The organism is Synechococcus sp. 1G10 (genome assembly GCF_002252625.1).
Taxonomy (GTDB): Bacteria; Cyanobacteriota; Cyanobacteriia; order PCC-6307; family Cyanobiaceae; genus Regnicoccus_A.
In genome coordinates this window covers 57,240-74,228 of sequence record NZ_NQKW01000002.1, presented here as the reverse complement: position 1 = coordinate 74,228, position 16,989 = coordinate 57,240, and the positions used below count along the sequence as shown (strand labels likewise).

Below are 16,989 nucleotides of genomic sequence, written 5' to 3'. Positions count from 1 at the left end.
CACTCACCGGCCGACGGTTCAGGGCATGGGATCGACAACCATCTGGAACGGCCGCAGCGCGCCCCTTGGCGCCACGGTCTTGGGGGGTGGGGTCAACTTCAGCGTCTATTCGAAATACGCCACTGCGGTGGAGCTGTTGCTGTTTGAGCGTGAGGATGCGGCGGAAGCCACTCGGGTGGTGCGGCTGGATCCCACCCGTCACCGCGCATACCACTACTGGCATTGCCTTGTCGATGGCATCGGCGCCGGCCAGCTCTATGGCTATCGGGTCTCTGGACCCCATCGGCCGGACCTGGGGCTCCGCTTCGATGAGCGCAACCTTCTGCTCGATCCCTATGGGCTGGCGGTCGTCACCCCCCCTGGTTACAGGCGCACCCAGGGCCGCTCCAGCGCCGATGGTCATGCCACCGCGATGAAGAGCGTGGTGGCCGACCCCGCCCTCTACGACTGGGAGGGGGACCGGCCGCTGCAGCGCTCCCATGCCGAGACGGTGATCTACGAACTGCATGTGAGGGGCTTCACCCGTCACCCCAGCTCCGGCGTGGCCCCGGAGCGGGCAGGCACCTATGCCGGCCTGGTGGAGAAGATCCCCTACCTGGTGGATCTGGGCATCACGGCGGTGGAGTTGCTGCCGGTGTTCCAGTTCGATCCGCTCGATGCACCCGTTGGGCTCAGCAACTACTGGGGCTATTCACCTGTTTCCTTGCTGGCTCCCCACAGCAGCTACTGCTCCAGCCGGGATCCGCTGGCGCCGCTGGACGAATTCCGCGACATGGTGAAGGCCCTGCATCGCGCCGGCATCGAGGTGATTCTCGACGTGGTGTTCAACCACACCGCTGAAGGGGATGAGCGCGGGCCCAGCTTCTGCTTTCGGGGGCTGGCCAACGAGTCTTACTACCACCTGGAGGCCGACCGCAGCCGCTACGCCAATTTCAGTGGCTGCGGCAACACGCTCAATGCCAACAACCCGGTGGTTCGCCGTCTGATCCGCCACAGCCTGCGCCACTGGGTGCAGTGCATGCATGTGGATGGGTTCCGCTTCGATCTGGCTTCGGTGCTCTCTCGCGATGAAACCGGCCAGCCGCATCGTCTGCCGCCGGTGCTGTTCGACATCGAGACCGATCCGGTGCTCGCCGGAACCAAGCTGATCGCCGAGGCCTGGGATGCGGCGGGGCTGTATCAGGTGGGCAGCTTCATCGGCGACAGCTGGCAGGAATGGAACGGCCAGTTCCGCGACGACCTGCGCCGGTTCCTCAAGGGGGACCCCGGGCAGGTGCCCAGGGCGGCGCTGCGGCTGCTGGGCAGCCCCGACCTCTACGGCCACGAGGAGCGGGAGGCGGAACAGAGCGTCAACTTCATCACCTGCCACGACGGGTTCACCCTGGCCGATCTGGTGGCTTACAGCGAGAAGCACAACGATGCCAATGGCGAAGCCAATCGCGACGGTGCCACCGATAACGCCAGCTGGAACTGCGGCGTGGAAGGCCCCAGCGACGACCCCGGCGTTCAAGCGCTGCGCCAGCGGCAGATCCGCAATTTTCTGGCTGTGCTGCTGCTGGCCATCGGCTCCCCGATGCTGGCGATGGGCGATGAGGTGTGCCGCAGCCAGGCCGGCAACAACAACGCCTACTGCCAGGACAATCCGCTCAGCTGGTTCGACTGGTCGCTGCTGGAGCGTCACGCTGACGTCCATCGCTTCGTGAAGCAGCTCGTGGCTGCGCGGATGCACAGAGATGTGGTGATCGATCAACGCCGGCTCAGCCTCAACGACCTGCTGCGCGAAAGCCGGATCGACTGGCACGGGGTGGCTCTGGACCAGCCCGACTGGAGTGAGCAGTCGCGCTCCTTCGCCCTGACGATCCGCAGCATCGCCAACCGGTTCCGGGTGCACCTGATGGTGAATGCCTTCTGGGAGGCTCTTTCCTTCGAGCTGCCGCCGGTCGAGGGTTGGGGCACGCTCTGGCGATGCTGGATCGACACCGCCCAGCCCAGCCCTGACGACATTCACGACTGGGGGTCCTCCCCTGCGTTGACGACGACCCATCAACGGGTTGAACCGCGCTCGCTGGTGGCGGTCTTCGCCCTCCAGGAACAGGCGGAGCAGTGAGCCGATGAGCCGCCGTGCGTGGGATTGCGAACTAAGCCCTTGAGCCCGAGTTGGAGGGCGACATAGGACTCAATCGGTTCCTCGTTCTCAATGCTGCTGTGCCTAACAGTTATACCGAGATCCGTCCCCGCTTCCGGGTGAACGCTCGCCCCGAAGATCTGCCGCGGATCCGGGAGCTGGCTGAGTTCTCCCCTGTGTTCAACCTGCAGTCGAACTGAAGCGTGGGGAGGAGTGAAGCGTCTTAGAACGAATAACCTGTTCGCCGGGCCTGTATGCCGCGCCTTCTCGCCGCCCTGCTGACCCTCAGCCTGACGCTGATCCTGGGCTGGCCCTTTGGCAGCAGCGATGCCATCGCCGCTGTCAAAGGGCAGAGCACAGAGAGATCTGCAGCCGAAGCGTCGAAGTCAGTCACAACACAGGTGGGAAGCTTCGACACCGCCAAGGTGTCGATTCTTGGTGTGCCGGCCATCACTGTGGCAGTGCCGGTGCTGACCGATTCCGATGGGCCGGATGCTGAGTTGCGTGCACGGTTGATCGAGAACAACCTCCGCTTGCTCTATTCCCCCCAGGCGATCTGCAATCCGGGCGAATTGCTGGCCGACTTCTGGGTAAGCAGAAGCATCCGGTCAAAGCAGGGTGTCGAAACTCCCGGCCAGCCCGCCTGCGACATCCATCGCTGGTCATCTCGCAGCAATCCCGATGAGGTGAACCTGGCCACGATCATGAGCAATGAGGGACTTCCGGTGCTGGAGGCCCGCTTTCCCGGACGGGACCCGATGCCCGTGCTCACGGTCACCGATGCGGACTCCCGATTCAATGGCCTTCCCGCCGCTGAACTGGCGGATCGATGGCGGAACACGCTCCAGTCGCGCCTCCGTCATGCCAGGGAGTGGCTGCGGCCCGAGTCGCGTGCACGCATCCTCAGCCTGCTGGCGCTGGCCCTGCTGCTGCTGGTGGCTCTGATGGTGGCGCTGTTGGCACTCTGGCAACGGACCCAACGCTGGGAAGCCCGTCTGCAGGAGGCCCAGCAGGTCAACCAGGGCACCTCTGTTCACCTCGACGTGCTTCTCCAGAGCGCCAGCCTGATCAATGTCGGCCTGTTCGTGGCCATTCTCTTGATCGCCAGGTCGATGGGCGCGCTGGCGATGATGGCGTTTCCCGGCCAGTTCACGCTCGGGCTGAACCTTCTCCTGCAGCCGGGGCTGCTGTTCTTCAAGATCCTGGTGGTGGCGGTCGTGCTGCTGATCGTCCGGGCCCTGGCCAGCTTCCTGCTGCGACAGTGGCTGTCGAGCGGCCGACAGCCATCCGACCAGCTTCCCCGCCGCCGTCAACGGTACCGAACCCTGCGCAGTGTCACCGAGCGGCTGATCACCCTGGCTGCAGGGATTGTTCTGCTGGTGTGGTGGGCCTTCGACCTGGAGGCCGTCCGTGGGATCAGCGCCAGCGGACTGCTCGCCGGAGGCGCGTTGCTCGGAGCCCTGGTGTTCGTGTTCCAGGGATTGCTGCGGGATTTTGTTTCCGGCCTGGTGGTGCTTCTGGAGGATCGCTATGCCATCGGCGACTGGGTCGAAGTGGGCTCCTCCAGCGGAGAGGTGGTCGACATCGGCATCCTCAGTGCCCAGTTCCGCACGGTCGATCAGCGGCTGATGGTGGTTCCGCATGGACTGGTCGATCGTCTGGTCAACCACACCAAGCTCCGCTCCGCTGCCCTGATCTCCCTGGTCCTCTCCCATCGGATCGGTTCGTTGCGGCAGGCACTGCGGGTGATCCAGCAGGAACTGGAGGCCTTCGCCGCGGAGTCACCCTGGAAGAGCCGGTTGCTGGATCCCCCCCTGCTCAGGGCCGTCGATGCTGTGAATCCCCAGGGCATCGAGGTCAGCGTGCTGATTCAGACGGCCCCGGGGCAGCAATGGTCGATGAAGAGGGAACTGCTGCGACGCCTGGAGGAGGCACTCCACAAGCGCGCGATTCCCCTGGCCAGCACACTTGAGTGGGGCAGCCTGCGGGCGGCGTCGGCCCTGCCGAAGGACAGCTGAGCGGAGCCCCCGGCGCTGGCGGTTCTGCGACGAAGAACCTTGATGGGCTTCGCCGAAATGTTCACTGCGGCACTCTTGCTCTCGTGTAAGGGCTGAGTGAGTGATAGGTTCAAGAGATAAGAAATCGTCTGTTTCCTTCGCGTTGCTTTCAGGTTCGGCCGCTTGGGCTTTTGCCTGGATCAACACTCTCCGTTGATATGGAACAACTCACTGCCGAAGGCCTGAAGGTCGTAAACGACCTGGCCCAGCGTTATGGCTTCAGCCAGGATGCCGTCAGCCACATGATGTACGCCATGCTCAAGGGCAGAGGCGGCATGGCCCAGTTCAGTCACCCCGAATTCGCCGGGTCAGGGCAGTGGATGAAGGGCGGGATGATGATGCTTGGCGATATGTTCAACAACACGCTCAAGGCGAGGGTGGATGGGCTCTGTCAGGCCATCTCCGATGTGCTGTCAACCCAGAGCGAGCTGTTTCCGCTCGGAAGCTTTCAGTCGCAGTCCCAGAGCGGCAGCGGCCACCAGCAGCAGATCAACGGCGGCGGTCAGCAGATGAGCTTCAGTGGCCATGCGGGTGGCCCCAGTCTGTTCAGGCCAGATCCCCGGGACACCTGGTGGCCTCCCGAATTGGGCACCCCCAATGCCACCGGTGCCCAGAACAATGTCCGCTATGCCTATTTCTCCGATTCCGGCCGCGTCGCCGTCGACGTGAACGGCAAGGTCGATGTCTATGAAACGGGAGATCACCAGATCGGCGGGTTCTCCCAGCAACAAGGGAGCGGCGGAGTGGTGTTCAGCACACCGTCGGGCAGCGTCAGCCTGACGTCCCTCTCGACGATGTCCGCTGGATCGCAGCAGGCCCAGAGTTCGGGAACAGGAAGCCAGCAGCAGAGCAGCGTGGCGGGCCAGCAGGCGTTTCAGGCCATGCAGCCGATGCAACCCCTGCAGCCGATGCAATCGATGCAGCCGATGCAGCCCCTCCAACCCATGCAGCCGATCCAGCCGACACCATCCTGGTGGCCGGCGGAACTGGGGACACCGAATGCCTCGGGATCCCAGGATGAAGTTCGGTACGCCTATTTCTCCGAGCCGGGCCGTCTCGCCGTCGACCTGAATGGCACGGTCAACCTCTATGACGTTCACGACCAACCGATCACCGGGCTGGCCCAGGGCTCATCAAAGGGGGATCCTGTGTTCGTCACTCCGGAAGGTCTGCTCAACCTCTCGAGCCTGCGGCCCGTGGCTGCCACGCCCGAGCGTCCCGGCGGAACTGCAGTGTCCGGCGAAGCCGATGTGCTGAGCGCCCTTGAGCGCCTCGGTGAACTCAAGCAAAAGGGAATCCTCACCGATGAAGAGTTCACGGCCAAGAAGACCGAACTGCTCAGCCGGTTGTAGATCCAGAGAGCTTCAAAGTATTCACCGGCCCGGCAGTCATGGTGCTCCGAACCGTTCTCTTCCTGATCACGAACCTGGCGGTCGTCGCCACGATCTCGTTGTTGCTCTGGCTGGGGGTGGCCACAGGCTGGCTGCCTCCTGACCTTCCTCTGATACCCCTTCTGATCGGCAGCTTCGGCTGGGGTGTCGTTGGCTCCTGGATCTCACTTCAGGTCTCACGGCAATCGGCCATTCAGGCGATGGGGGTGCAACTGGTCGATGGCAGAGAGGGCGCCAGTGCCCTCTGGCTGGTCGAGACGGTGGCCCGCTTGGCGAACAAGGCCGAGTTGCCCATGCCCGAGGTGGGGGTCTACGCCTCGCCGGAGTGGAATGCTTTCGCCACCGGCGCCTCGCCTGAGGGCGCTCTGGTGGCAGTCTCCAGCGGGATTCTCGAAGGCATGCCGCAGGCGGAGCTGGAAGCGGTGCTGGCCCATGAGATGAGCCACGTCGGCAACGGCGACATGGTGACCATGGCCCTGCTGCAGGGGGTGATCAATGCCTTCGTGATGTTCCTGGCCCGGGCCATCGCCCTGCTGCTGCCCCGCCGCTCCGACGACCAGGGTCGCCAGCCGCCACCGATCTCCGCGCTGATCTGGCCGCTGGAGCTGTTGCTGGGGATAGCCGGTTCCCTCGTCACCGCCTGGTTCTCGCGGCACCGGGAGTTCCGCGCCGATGCCGGTGCTGCCCGCCTCACCGCGGCCGGCGCCATGGTGGGAGCTCTCCAGTTGCTGGGCCAGACCCAGGACCTCCTTGAACCCCGTGACGGGACGGCGCTGGCCTCGTTCAAGATCGCGGGGCTGCCCAGCCTGCTGGGGCTGTTCGCCTCCCATCCGCCGCTGGAGCAACGCATCGCGGCGTTGCAGGAGCTTCAATCGGCCAATCCATCGACGCCCTGAGCTGTCGGGAACCAGACCTGAATCCGCCGTCAGGCCGGCGCCTGCACCGGTGTCTGCCGCGGCAGGCTGTCTGCAGTGATCTTTCCATCCTGGATCTGGATGATCCGGCCGCTGTTGTGCGCCACCGAGGGGTCGTGCGTTACCAGCACGATCGTGAGGCCGCCGGCGTGGAGCTCGGAAATCAGCTCGATCACTTCTTCGCCGGTGCGTGAATCCAGGGCGCCGGTGGGTTCATCGGCCAGCAGCAACTCGGGCTGGTTCACCAGAGCGCGGGCAATCGCGACCCGTTGCTGCTGGCCGCCTGATAGCTGGTTAGGACGATTGGCCATCCGATCGGCCAGCCCCACCTGCTCCAACATCGCCATGGCCCGCTCGCGCCGCTCGGCCCGGTCGTAGCCCGCATAGACCATCGGCAGCATCACGTTCTGCAGCGCCGTGAGGCGCGGCAGGAGGTTGAATTGCTGAAACACGAAGCCGATCTGGAAGTTACGGATGTCGGTACGTTCGTTATCGCTCAGCAGGGTGATGTCGCGGGCGTCGAAATAGTAATGGCCGCTGCTCGGCTGCTCAAGGCATCCGAGGATATTCATCAAGGTGGACTTCCCCGATCCAGAAGTTCCAACGATCGCCGTGTATTCACCCCGCAGGATGGTCAGATCGATGCCGTGCAGGATCGGAACATCGACCTCGCCCATCCGGTAGGCCTTGGTGATCCGGCGCAGTTGCAGCATGGTTCAGTCGCTTCGCAGGGCTGTCATCGGATCAAGCTGGGCGGCCTTGTTGGCGGGATAGGCGCCGAAGAACACACCGATCACCAGGCAGAAGGCCAGTGACCAGCCCACCGCATCGAGGGCGATCCCGGCGCTCCAGCCGAAGGCCGCGTTGATCGCCAGCGACGCCACCACCCCGAGCAGAACTCCCAGCAGCCCGCCCGCCAGGGAGAGCACCGTCGATTCGATCAGGAACTGGCGCAGGATGTCGCTGCAGCGGGCGCCGATGGCGCGGCGGATGCCGATTTCCCGCGTCCGCTCGGTGACCGACACCAGCATGATGTTCATGATTCCGATTCCTCCCACCAGCAGGGAGATGGCGGCCGATCCGCCCAGCAACGCGGTGAAAACGTTGGCGACGGCATTGGAGGCGTTGACCAGATCGGCCTGGTTGCGGATCACGAAGTCATCCTCCCGGGGGGGCACGATCCGGTGGCGCAGGCGCAGCAGATTGGTGATCTGATAATCGGCCGCTTCCATGCTGGCGGCCGAACGCGCCGACACCGCGATGCTCTCCACCGACAAGCCGGCTGTCGTGTTCACACCCACGATCCTCGAAGCCATCGTCGTGAGTGGGATCAGCACCTGATCGTCCTGGTCGCGGAAACCGGTGCTGCCCTTGAACTCCAGGGTGCCGATCACCGTGAACGTCTCACCGCGGATGCGGATCGTGCGGTCGAGCGCGCTGCTGGCTGTGAGCCCCAGGCTGTCGACCACGGTCTGCCCCAGCACCGCCACCCGTGCGGACTGATCAAGTTCGGCCTCGTTGAAGAACCGCCCGCTCAGTGGCAGGAAGTCGCGCACCGCCACATAGGCCGGCGTGCTGCCCACCACGGTGGTGTTGGTGTTGCGATCGGCCAGCACCACCTGCGTGCGCTGGCTCAGGTTCGGGGCCACATCCGCCACGGCCGGAATGGAGGCGGCAATCGCCTTGGCGTCCTCCCAGATCAAGGTGGTGGCCGAGCCTGCTCCGCGTGAGGCGGGCCCACCACCGGCCGCCACGCCGCTCTGCACGAAAATCAGGTTCGAACCCAGCGATTTCAACTGGTTTTCCGTCTGCAGCTGGGCGCCACGGCCGATCGTCACCATGCTGATCACGGCGCCGATGCCGATGATCACCCCCAGCATCGTCAGGGCGGAGCGCATCCGGTTGGCCAGCAGCGACGACCAGGCCAGAGCGATCGTTTCGGCGAGGTCAGCTCCGCCGCGCCGTCGGCGTGAGCGCGGCGGAGCTGACCTCGCCGACGGCGCGGCCCTGCAATCGCCTCAGCCATCAGCGCGGCATCCTGCCCTGGCCGCGTGGTTGCTGGAAGGGCGAGGAGCCGGTCACCGGGCGGCTGTTCGGACGGCGCCCACCGGGCGCGGAAAGGTACACCCGATCGCCTTGCTTCAGGCCGCTCACCACTTCGGTGCGGGTGCCGATCGTGGCGCCCACCTGCACCGGGCGGAACATGGGTTTGCCATCGGCGCCGGGCACCAGCACCCCGGTGCCTCCCCGTTCACTCACGATGGCGGGTGTGGGGATCAGCAGGGCATCGGGCCGCTGGCCCACCAGCACGTTCGCGGTGAGATTCATGCCGGAGCGCAGCTTGCCTGGCCCGTCGCCTGGCAGGGCGATCCTCACCTGAAAGCTGGTCACGTTCTGCTCCACCACCGCTTCTGGGGCCACCAGCCGCACCGTTCCACGGAACACCTGGCGAGGGAAGGCATCCACCTGCAGGTCCACCGGCTGGCCAGGCCGGATCGCCCCCACATCAACTTCCGCCACGTTGGCCACCGCCTCCAGCGTGCTGGCCAGGGCCAGGATCGACGAGGAGGTGGCCGAACTGGTGGCGCTGGCCGAGGTGGTGGGCGTCACGAAGGCTCCGACGTCGGCATATTTCTGGGTGATCACCCCATCGAAGGGAGCGCGGATCACCGTGTCCTCCAGCTGGGCCTCGATCGAGGCGAGATCACCCCGCGCCTGCTGCAGCTGGCCGCGGGCAGCGGCGATGTCTTCGGCGCGGCTGCCGGACCGGGCCAGATCCAGCTGGGCCCGCAAGGCACTCACCCGGGCCTCACTGGCCAGGAACGCCGATCGGCTGGCGTCGAAGTTCACCCGGGCGATCGCGCCGGATCCATACAACTGCTGATTACTGAGGAAGACGGAGCGCACCGCGATCTGATCGGCCTCGGCCGCCTGCAGATTGCGCCGGGCCGCCTCGATCTCCTGGGGCCGGTTGCCGGCCTGCAGCTTGCTGAGGTTCGCTGCCGCCGCCGCCAGCGTTCCCTGGGCTTTAAGCAGGGTGCCCCGCAGGTTGCTGTCGTCCATTCGCGCCAGCACCTGGCCGGCGCTGACGCGATCCCCCTGATCGACCAGCAATGCCGTGACACGGCCCTGCTGCTTGGGGCTGATGTTCACAGGCGTGGTGGGGCGGATCGAGCCGGCAGCCGTCACCTTGAGGATCACGTTGCTGCGCTCCACGGGCGCGGTCTGGGCGGCCAGGGCGGCCTGCCGGGCACGGGTCTGGCCCTGCTGCCAGAGCAGCCAGCCGCCGCCGGCCAGGCACAGGGTCAGCGCACCGGCGGCGATCAGCCACCGGTGTGGAGCCAGCCGCCGCGGGCGAGGCCGGGCCGGATCAGCACCGGGCTCAGCGGAGGAGGGAGGAACGGGGATCCGGCGCAGGACGGTCTGCAGCATTCAAGGTGGCTTGGCGGCGAGGACGACCGGCTGTCCCCACACCATCGCTGCTGCCTGTGTCTGCGGCATGACGCGGCCACGATCAGCTGTGAGCAGGTGTGACTAAGCAACCGCAGCCGAGGCTGGGCAGGGTTCAACAGCCGCCTGTGGTGCCTTCGGCGGCAATCCCCCCGCTCGCTCGTGGAGCAGCGTGGGCGAGAGGACGATCGCCCCGGTGCTCCCACCGAAGCGCAGCTGCAACCAGGTGATCACCGCTGAGTCGCCAGCCACGATCGCTTCGATCGGCAGTGCGCTCAGCTCGCCTGGCTGGCGGGTTGGGCGCCCTTGCTCTGGCGGGTTGCTGAGCGCCTGCCGCAGGTTGAGCTCGTCCACCAGCGCCGGCTCCAGGTACCAGAGCTCCACGTCAGGCCCTATGCGGTCGCGGCGCTCTTCGATCAGTTCGCGCAGCTGACCATCGCCGCTGAGCTGGCCCAGCGGTGCCAGCAGGAGCGGCAGGCTTCGGGCCGAAACAGGAGCGGCCGGGGTGAAGGGGGCGGCAGTCATGGCGGGTGAGGGGTGGCGAGCGCGTTGCAACGAAAACGCAACGACAGGACAGCATGACAACAGTAACGTTATACCGTTTGCCGAGGGCGCCCTCCCGGGGTGCCGCTCTCATTTCGGCACCTTTTCGGCACCCTTCGTCATGACCAGCACCCTCCCTGAAGCTGTTTCCGGCGCCATTTCCGACCACGCCAGGCCAGCGGATGTCGCCGCCCGCAAGGGTTTCGGACCCCGGGTGCGGCGTCTGCACGCCCGCATCGGCGCCGCCCACCACAAGGCGGAGGGCATGGACTTCTCCCGTGCACTCCTGGCAGGTCAGGCCAGCCCACTGCAGCTGGCGGGCCTGATCCGCGCCCTCGGCCCCGCCTACGCGCTGATCGAGCAAACCGGCCCCGAACTGGCAGCAGCCCTTGGCGCCCCCGACCTTCCCTGGGGTGCCCTCAGCCGCAGCGAAGCCCTGCGCCACGACGTGGCCCTGCTGGCCGGCATCGAAGCCAGCGGACCCTCAGCCGCAGGCCAGGCCTGGCTGGAGCACCTCGGCAAACTCGCCCAGCAGGCACCGCACCGCTTCCTCGCCCATGTGTATGTGCGCTACGGCGGCGATCTCTCCGGCGGGCAGCAGCTAGCCCAGCAGGCCAACGCGATCCTGGCCGCCCATGGTCTGCCCTCCCTGCGCTTCTGGCAGTTCGAGCGGCCGATCCCGGAACTGAAGCAGGCCCTCCACGACGCCTTCGAGCAGCTCGAGCTCAACGAAGCCGAGGAAGCGGAGCTGCTGGAAGAGGCGGTGACCGCCTTCCTCGACACCCAGAGCCTGCTGGCCGAGCTGGGCGAACTCACCACGCCCCGAGCGGATCCGCTCCCCCTGCTGCTCAAGTACGACAAGCCCGTTCCCCGCTACACCAGCTATCCCACCGCCGCGGCGTTTCACGACGGCGTGGGTCCCGCCGACCTGGAGAGCCAGCTGGGGCAGGCGAGCACGGCCGATCTCTCGCTCTACGTGCACGTGCCCTTCTGCCGCCATGCCTGCTGGTACTGCGGCTGCAACCGAATCACCACCCAGGCCGGCTCGGCCGTGGTGGGGCCCTACCTAGAGGCTCTGACCAAAGAGCTGGCGCTGGTGGCCCAGGCCTCGGGCCGGCGCAGGCGGCTGGGGCAGTTGCACTGGGGTGGCGGCACGCCCAACTACCTCAACTCCCAGGAGCAGGGCCAACTCTGGGATCTGATCGGGGAGCAGCTGGATCTGGCGCCCGACCTGGAGGCCTCGATCGAGGTGAATCCGGAGTTCCTCAGCCGTGATCAGGTGCTGGAGTTGCGCCGTCTGGGCTTCAACCGGATCAGCTTCGGAATCCAGGATGCCGACCCGCACGTGCAGGCGGCCGTGAACCGGATCGTGCCGGTGGAGCAGCTCCGGCGGGTGATGGAGTGGATGCGGGAGGCGGCCTTCGAGAGCGTGAACGTCGATCTGATCTGCGGGCTGCCTCTGCAGACCCCCGAGCGGTTCGCCAAAACCATCGCCCTGGTGCGGGAGCTGAGGCCCGACCGGGTGTCGCTGTTCAGCTTCGCCTACCTGCCCGAGCAGCTGCCCATGCAGCGCAAGATCGCCGCCGACGACCTCCCCAGCCAGCGGGAGCGGATCCGGATGTTGCAGCACGCCTTCACCGCCTTCACCGGCGATGGCTACGACGCCATCGGCATGGACCACTTCGCCCTTTCAAGCGACAGCCTGGCGGTGGCGGCGCGGCAGGAGCGGCTGCACCGCAATTTCCAGGGGTATACCACCGGCGGCGAGCGCGACCTGCTCGGCATCGGCGTGACGGCGATCAGCCAGTTCCAGAATCTGTTCAGCCAGAACCAGCGCTCACTGAAGGGCTATGTCCAGGCCCTCGACGAGGGCCATCTGCCCGTGGAGCGGGGCCTGGTGGTGCGGGATCCCGAGGTGCTGCTGCGGCGCTCGATCATCCAGAGCCTGATGTGCCACTTCGCGGTGGATTTCGACACCATCGCCCTGGGGCAACCCCTTGAGGCGAAGCGCCAGTTCGCCAGCGAGTGGGCCGATCTGCAGATTCTCGAAGCCGACGGCCTGGTGCGGCTGGGGGCCAACAGCCTGGAGGTGACAGACGTGGGCCGCTGGTTGATCCGCACGATCGCGGCGGTGTTCGACCCCAGCCAGCGCCGCCAGGCCAGTGGGTCGCGACTGATCTGAGCCCGATCAGTCGGACATCGGCCTGGTTTCGACCTAAACAAGATAATCATCAAGACTGCCAGGCGCCTGCTCTTCAAACCACTCCCATTTTTAGGCAGTGGTGAGATCTTTCAAGGGAATTTCCTCGACAATGACCTCATCAAGAGCGGAGCGCCAGTCTTGCAGATCTGACTCAAATTCGAACTCAATCGAGCAAGAAACTTTGTGCGTATATTTCACGAAGCAACAAAGCCACGGAGGGACTGATTAACTGCAGTTAGGTTATGGGACCGCGTCAACTCATAGATAGAAACCGACTGTTGTCACAACGCGTGTTCCTTCCCGGCGCAGGGCATTACGCAAAAAGTAGGTGGACTGGTTGTGCAGCAGGTTCTGCCATCGGTGCCGGGTCACGAACACCGGCAGCACCACGGTGCAGAAGTGCTCCCCATCCTTGCGGTTATCACGCTCGAACTGGTGAATGAAGTCCTTGACAGGATCGATCAAGGAGCGATATGGCGAAGCCAGGATCACCAGCTCCACTCCCGGCAGCTGGCGCTTCCATTGCTCCTGAAAAGCCTCGGCCCGGCCGTCGCCGAGGTCCACATGCACCGCCACCAGGGTGTCGGCGATGGTGCGGGCGTAGCGCAGGGCCTCAAAACTGCCACGGTGCAGCTGTCCCACAAGCACCACCACGGGCGAGCCACCCTCCCGAAGGGGTTCCGGCAGTTTCAGACGCACCTCCGCAGACAACCGCAAGCGGCGGGCCACCAGCCGGTAGTGGCTCTTGATCGTGAGCAGGAGCGCCACCAGCAGGGGCACCGCCACCACGATCACCCAGGCGCCGTGGCTGAACTTGCTGTAGAGCAGAACTCCGCACACCACCGCCGTGACCAGGCAGCCCAGAGCATTGATCAGGGCCTTGCCCAACCAGCCGGCACCTCGCTCCTTCCACCAGTGCATCACCATGCCCGCCTGGGACAGGGTGAAGCTGGTGAACACCCCCACGGCGTAGAGGGGAATCAGACGGGTGACACTCCCCTCGAACAACACCAGGAGCACCGTGGCGAATCCGCTGAGCAGGGCGATGCCGTTGCTGAACACCAACCGGTCGCCCAGAGAGGCGAGCTGGCGGGGCATGTAGCCGTCCTGGGCCAGGAAAGCAGCCAGGCGGGGGAAATCGGCGTAGGCGGTATTGGCCGCCAGCAGCAGGATCAACAGCGTGCTGAGCTGCAGCACCGTGAGCAGAGGGCCGTTGTTGAACACCCGGGCCCCCAGCTGATACAGAAGCGTGGGGCCGTTTTCCACATACACCAAGCCCAACTGACTGGCCAGCACACTGATGCCGCTGAACATCACTGCCAGCACGATCACCATCCCAGTCAGCACCCGACGCGCATTGCGCCATTCCACAGGCTGAAACACCATCACGCTGTCGCTGATGGCCTCGATGCCGGTGAGCGCGGCGCAACCGGAACTGAAGGCACGCATCAGCAGCACCGGGCCCAGGGCCGCCAGCTCCCCGCCGTGAACCTCCGCCAGCTGACGGGTCTGGGCAGCGGCGTCGAGCGGTGGCAGCAGCCCAAGCCTGAGCTTCACCAGTCCCAGGACCACCAGGGTGACCACCATTCCCATGAACAGGAATGTGGGCAGGCTGAGCAGGCGTGCGCTGGAGCGCACCCCGCGCAGGTTCACCAGCATCAGCACACCCACTGCCAGCAGGCTGAGCGGTATTCGCTCCGGGGCCAGGGCCGGCAAGTAAGAGGTGATGGCGGCAATACCCGCCGCCACACTCACCGAGACGGTGAGGACGTAGTCAATGGCCAGTGAGGCCCCAGCGATCAGACCGGGCACCACCCCCAGATTGTCGTGGGACACCCGGTATGAGCCGCCGCCTTGGGGATAGGCCTTGATGGTCTGGCGATAGCTGATCGCCACCACGAGCATCAGCGCCACGATCAGCCCGGTGATCGGCACCGTTTCGCTGAGGGCGGCAGCACCCGCCAGGCTGAGCACCAACACGATCTCCTGGGTGGCATAGGCCACCGAGGAGAGGGCGTCGGAGCTGAGGATCGCCAGGGCTTCGCCATTGCTCAGCCTCTCCTCGGCGTGGGCGCTGGTGGGCAGGGGCTCGCCAATCAACCAGCGGCGCAGACCTGAGGGACCCATGCTGCTGCTCAAGCCACCACCTGCAACCGGGCCCTGTTGTTCTCCTGCAGGGCGAGGGGTTCGAGCACCTGACGCTCCGGATCCGCCAGCACCAGGAGTTCATGGGCTCCAGGTGCCAGCTCGAGCGTCAGGGCAAAGGATTCCTCGGCGCCGGCGGCCAGCCAGGGCAGGCGCAGGTAGCGGTGGCCGGCGTAGCGGTCGTCGATCACCACCGCCACTCCCACATCGCTGACATCGAGCGTACCCCGGTTGGTGATGGCAAACCGCAGCAAGCCAGCATCGTAGCTGGCCCGCTCCACCGCCAGGTCGGCGCCCAGGTGGCGCAGCTCCTGAAGTGGATAGAGGGCCAGGGACTCCAGTCGCAGCAGCTGGGTGCCGGGGTGCTCATGGTGCAGATGGCCGCCGTGGAGCAGGTCGCTGCTGCAGCCGTGCAGATGCAGATGGGCGTCCGCCTGAGGCACCGTGACGCGCCCGCTCTCGGGCCGGGTGTCCCAGAAGCCGCAGCAGTCCCACTCCAGGCTGCGGCCCAGGTAATGGATCGGATCGGCGGGGTCGCCTGGATCCCGCGGGGCCAGGCGGTAGTGCTGAAGGCTGGCGTAGAGACTTGCCCCCGCGTCCGGATCCACGGAGTCCGTGTTGCGGCGGCGCTGGCCCATGCAGAGCTTGGAGGCTACGGTGATCAGCAGGCTGCTCCAGGTCGCCCGCAGGCGTACCCCCACGATCGGCGCAGGCTCCATCCGGCCCGACGCGATCGAATCCGCGATCGCCTGCCCCACCAGCTCCTGCAGCGGCACCCCGGCGCTGGGGCCCAGCCCGGCAAGGTCCACCGGCTGGCGCAGGGCGCTGGCATCACCGCTGAAGCACACATAGGGAAAGTGGGAGGCCCCGTCGCCGGGGCGCAGCCGCCGGATGCCGCCATCGAGGGCCTGGCATTTGTAGAGGTGGGTGCGGGCAGCACCGGGCTGGTGCAGGAAGGTGAGCTCGCCGTTGTCGAGGCTGGTGGTGGTGCCCAGGCCGAGCACATCGCCCTCGAGCGGAATCCGCTCCAGGGGCAGATGCTCGTTCACGTCCCCCTGGATCAGGTCGCTGATCGTGTTGGCGATCGAGAGGATCACCATGGGGCGGGAGCCTGAGAGGGAGCAACCGCCGGTACCGCACCCGCCACCACCCGCCACTCGTGCAGCACCCAGCTGACGCAACCGGAGCGAATCAGGGGATCGCTCTGGACGATCGCCTCGGCCTCCTGCCAGTCACTGGCGTGGAACAGCAACATTCCACCGGCGCCTTCACCGTTCATGCCCTTGCGCTCGCGCCAGTAGCCACTGCTGGCCTGGTGGCCGCGCCGCTGCAGCTCGGCCACCCAGTCGAGGTGGTCGCGCAGGTGCTCATCAAAATGGGCACGGTCGACCAGACCCTGCTCCAGCTTCACGAACCAGGGCAAGGCGAGCGCCCGATGCAACCGCCCCAATTTAGACCTGAAGCCCGGTGCCGCAGTCTGAGTGGGGGCGCGCTGCCGGTTAAGGCCGAAAAAGTTGAGTAGAAATCCCCATAGGGAAATCCACGCTGGACCCGCCGGAGACGTTACATTTTGTTAGACGTTCCGAGGGGCGGGCCTGGCTTGGGTCCACCTCTTTTTTTTTGGGCGCTGGCAGGGCCCGCGGGGACAGAACCCGATCGCCCCCTTGCCCCGACATGACTGCCTTCAGAGCGGATCACCGGGCAGGAAACGCCGGATGAACAGCTCAAGGGTCATCGGTCCGCAGCGGTGCTGCCAGCAGGTGTCACCCGGCAACCGCCGCCAGCACTCCACTTGGTGGTGGGGATCCGCGCCTCCGACCAGATGCACCCCGTAGCGATAGTCGGCGTCTGCGGCCTCTTCCGCTCGGGTCAGGGCCTCCGCCCTGGGCTGGCTGCTCAGGAAGGAGGCCAGAAAGTCGGCGGCATCACCACCCAGACGCAGGGCGGACGCGAACCGCCAGGCAGCGCCGGTTGGGTAGCCGTCGTGGTGGAGGTAGAGATGGCGCACGGCGGCGCCGGGAAAGCCGGTGAAGGAGTAGACGGCGCGGGTGGCCAAGGCGGAGGGAGCAGCTGCACAGACCAGTGCCACCGGCGTCTCAGCCGCTGATTCTGTGCAACGGTCCTCAGCGCTGTTCTGAGCCTGCACCTGCTCTACGGCGAT

The 16,989-nt window shown here is 65.9% G+C and carries 13 protein-coding genes; 5 read left to right on the top strand and 8 right to left on the bottom strand.

Annotation, left to right across the window (positions count from 1 at the left end; translation table 11 throughout):
* Positions 1–25: 25 nt before the first annotated feature.
* The 4 genes from glgX (at position 26) to htpX (ending at position 6,469) form a co-directional block, all read left to right on the top strand.
* Complete coding sequence (glgX, locus tag CJZ82_RS02390; protein WP_094554391.1) at positions 26–2,107, top strand: glycogen debranching protein GlgX; 2,082 nt, start codon at positions 26–28, stop codon at positions 2,105–2,107.
* A 272-nt stretch (positions 2,108–2,379) separates the two neighbouring features.
* A complete protein-coding gene (locus CJZ82_RS02385) occupies positions 2,380–4,143 on the top strand; it encodes a mechanosensitive ion channel family protein (protein ID WP_094554218.1) in 1,764 nt (587 codons plus the stop codon).
* A gap of 197 nt (positions 4,144–4,340) precedes the next feature.
* Entirely contained in the window at positions 4,341–5,534 is a 1,194-nt protein-coding gene (locus CJZ82_RS18815; RefSeq protein WP_094554217.1) for an SHOCT domain-containing protein, read from the top strand.
* 38 nt (positions 5,535–5,572) lie between these two features.
* On the top strand, positions 5,573–6,469 hold the full coding sequence (gene htpX, locus CJZ82_RS02375; RefSeq protein ID WP_094554216.1) for a protease HtpX: 897 nt from the start codon (positions 5,573–5,575) through the stop codon (positions 6,467–6,469).
* 29 nt (positions 6,470–6,498) lie between these two features.
* Here the strand turns inward: htpX and CJZ82_RS02370 are convergent, their stop codons facing one another.
* The 4 genes from CJZ82_RS02370 to CJZ82_RS02355 form a co-directional block, all read right to left on the bottom strand.
* Entirely contained in the window at positions 6,499–7,200 is a 702-nt protein-coding gene (locus tag CJZ82_RS02370; protein WP_094554215.1) for an ABC transporter ATP-binding protein, read from the bottom strand.
* Between the two features lie 3 nt (positions 7,201–7,203).
* The gene (locus CJZ82_RS02365; RefSeq protein WP_233129986.1) at positions 7,204–8,385 is read right to left on the bottom strand and encodes an ABC transporter permease; all 1,182 of its coding nucleotides are present in this window, start codon (positions 8,383–8,385) and stop codon (positions 7,204–7,206) included.
* Between the two features lie 127 nt (positions 8,386–8,512).
* Positions 8,513–9,919, bottom strand: coding sequence for an efflux RND transporter periplasmic adaptor subunit (locus CJZ82_RS02360; protein ID WP_094554213.1), 1,407 nt, complete (start codon positions 9,917–9,919; stop codon positions 8,513–8,515).
* Positions 9,920–10,021: 102 nt separating this feature from the next.
* Positions 10,022–10,462 (bottom strand): hypothetical protein, encoded by a 441-nt coding sequence (locus CJZ82_RS02355; RefSeq protein ID WP_094554212.1) that lies wholly within the window; start codon positions 10,460–10,462, stop codon positions 10,022–10,024.
* 139 nt (positions 10,463–10,601) lie between these two features.
* Between CJZ82_RS02355 and hemN the strand changes: the two genes are divergently transcribed.
* A complete protein-coding gene (hemN, locus tag CJZ82_RS02350) occupies positions 10,602–12,662 on the top strand; it encodes an oxygen-independent coproporphyrinogen III oxidase (RefSeq protein WP_158218474.1) in 2,061 nt (686 codons plus the stop codon).
* Positions 12,663–12,941: 279 nt separating this feature from the next.
* Here hemN and CJZ82_RS02345 read toward each other — a convergent pair whose 3' ends face one another.
* From CJZ82_RS02345 to CJZ82_RS02330, 4 genes are all read right to left on the bottom strand, one after another.
* On the bottom strand, positions 12,942–14,810 hold the full coding sequence (locus tag CJZ82_RS02345) for an APC family permease (RefSeq protein ID WP_094554210.1): 1,869 nt from the start codon (positions 14,808–14,810) through the stop codon (positions 12,942–12,944).
* An 8-nt stretch (positions 14,811–14,818) separates the two neighbouring features.
* Positions 14,819–15,928, bottom strand: a complete 1,110-nt coding sequence (locus CJZ82_RS02340; protein ID WP_094554209.1) for a CARDB domain-containing protein — start codon at positions 15,926–15,928, stop codon at positions 14,819–14,821.
* On the bottom strand, positions 15,922–16,251 hold the full coding sequence (locus CJZ82_RS02335; protein ID WP_094554208.1) for a YciI family protein: 330 nt from the start codon (positions 16,249–16,251) through the stop codon (positions 15,922–15,924). Before CJZ82_RS02335 ends, CJZ82_RS02340 begins: the two co-directional genes overlap by 7 nt.
* Before the next feature lie 261 nt (positions 16,252–16,512).
* On the bottom strand, positions 16,513–16,884 hold the full coding sequence (locus CJZ82_RS02330) for a hypothetical protein (protein WP_094554390.1): 372 nt from the start codon (positions 16,882–16,884) through the stop codon (positions 16,513–16,515).
* Between the last annotated feature and the right edge of the window lie 105 nt (positions 16,885–16,989).

Bases quoted from the DNA above. Each gene is read 5' to 3' on its own strand.
- glgX (WP_094554391.1), top strand. From the start codon at position 26: ATGGGATCGACAACCATCTGGAACGGCCGCAGCGCGCCCCTTGGCGCC.
- CJZ82_RS02385 (WP_094554218.1), top strand. From the start codon at position 2,380: ATGCCGCGCCTTCTCGCCGCCCTGCTGACCCTCAGCCTGACGCTGATC.
- CJZ82_RS18815 (WP_094554217.1), top strand. From the start codon at position 4,341: ATGGAACAACTCACTGCCGAAGGCCTGAAGGTCGTAAACGACCTGGCC.
- htpX (WP_094554216.1), top strand. From the start codon at position 5,573: ATGGTGCTCCGAACCGTTCTCTTCCTGATCACGAACCTGGCGGTCGTC.
- CJZ82_RS02370 (WP_094554215.1), bottom strand. From the start codon at position 7,200: ATGCTGCAACTGCGCCGGATCACCAAGGCCTACCGGATGGGCGAGGTC.
- CJZ82_RS02365 (WP_233129986.1), bottom strand. From the start codon at position 8,385: ATGCGCTCCGCCCTGACGATGCTGGGGGTGATCATCGGCATCGGCGCC.
- CJZ82_RS02360 (WP_094554213.1), bottom strand. From the start codon at position 9,919: ATGCTGCAGACCGTCCTGCGCCGGATCCCCGTTCCTCCCTCCTCCGCT.
- CJZ82_RS02355 (WP_094554212.1), bottom strand. From the start codon at position 10,462: ATGACTGCCGCCCCCTTCACCCCGGCCGCTCCTGTTTCGGCCCGAAGC.
- hemN (WP_158218474.1), top strand. From the start codon at position 10,602: ATGACCAGCACCCTCCCTGAAGCTGTTTCCGGCGCCATTTCCGACCAC.
- CJZ82_RS02345 (WP_094554210.1), bottom strand. From the start codon at position 14,810: ATGGGTCCCTCAGGTCTGCGCCGCTGGTTGATTGGCGAGCCCCTGCCC.
- CJZ82_RS02340 (WP_094554209.1), bottom strand. From the start codon at position 15,928: ATGGTGATCCTCTCGATCGCCAACACGATCAGCGACCTGATCCAGGGG.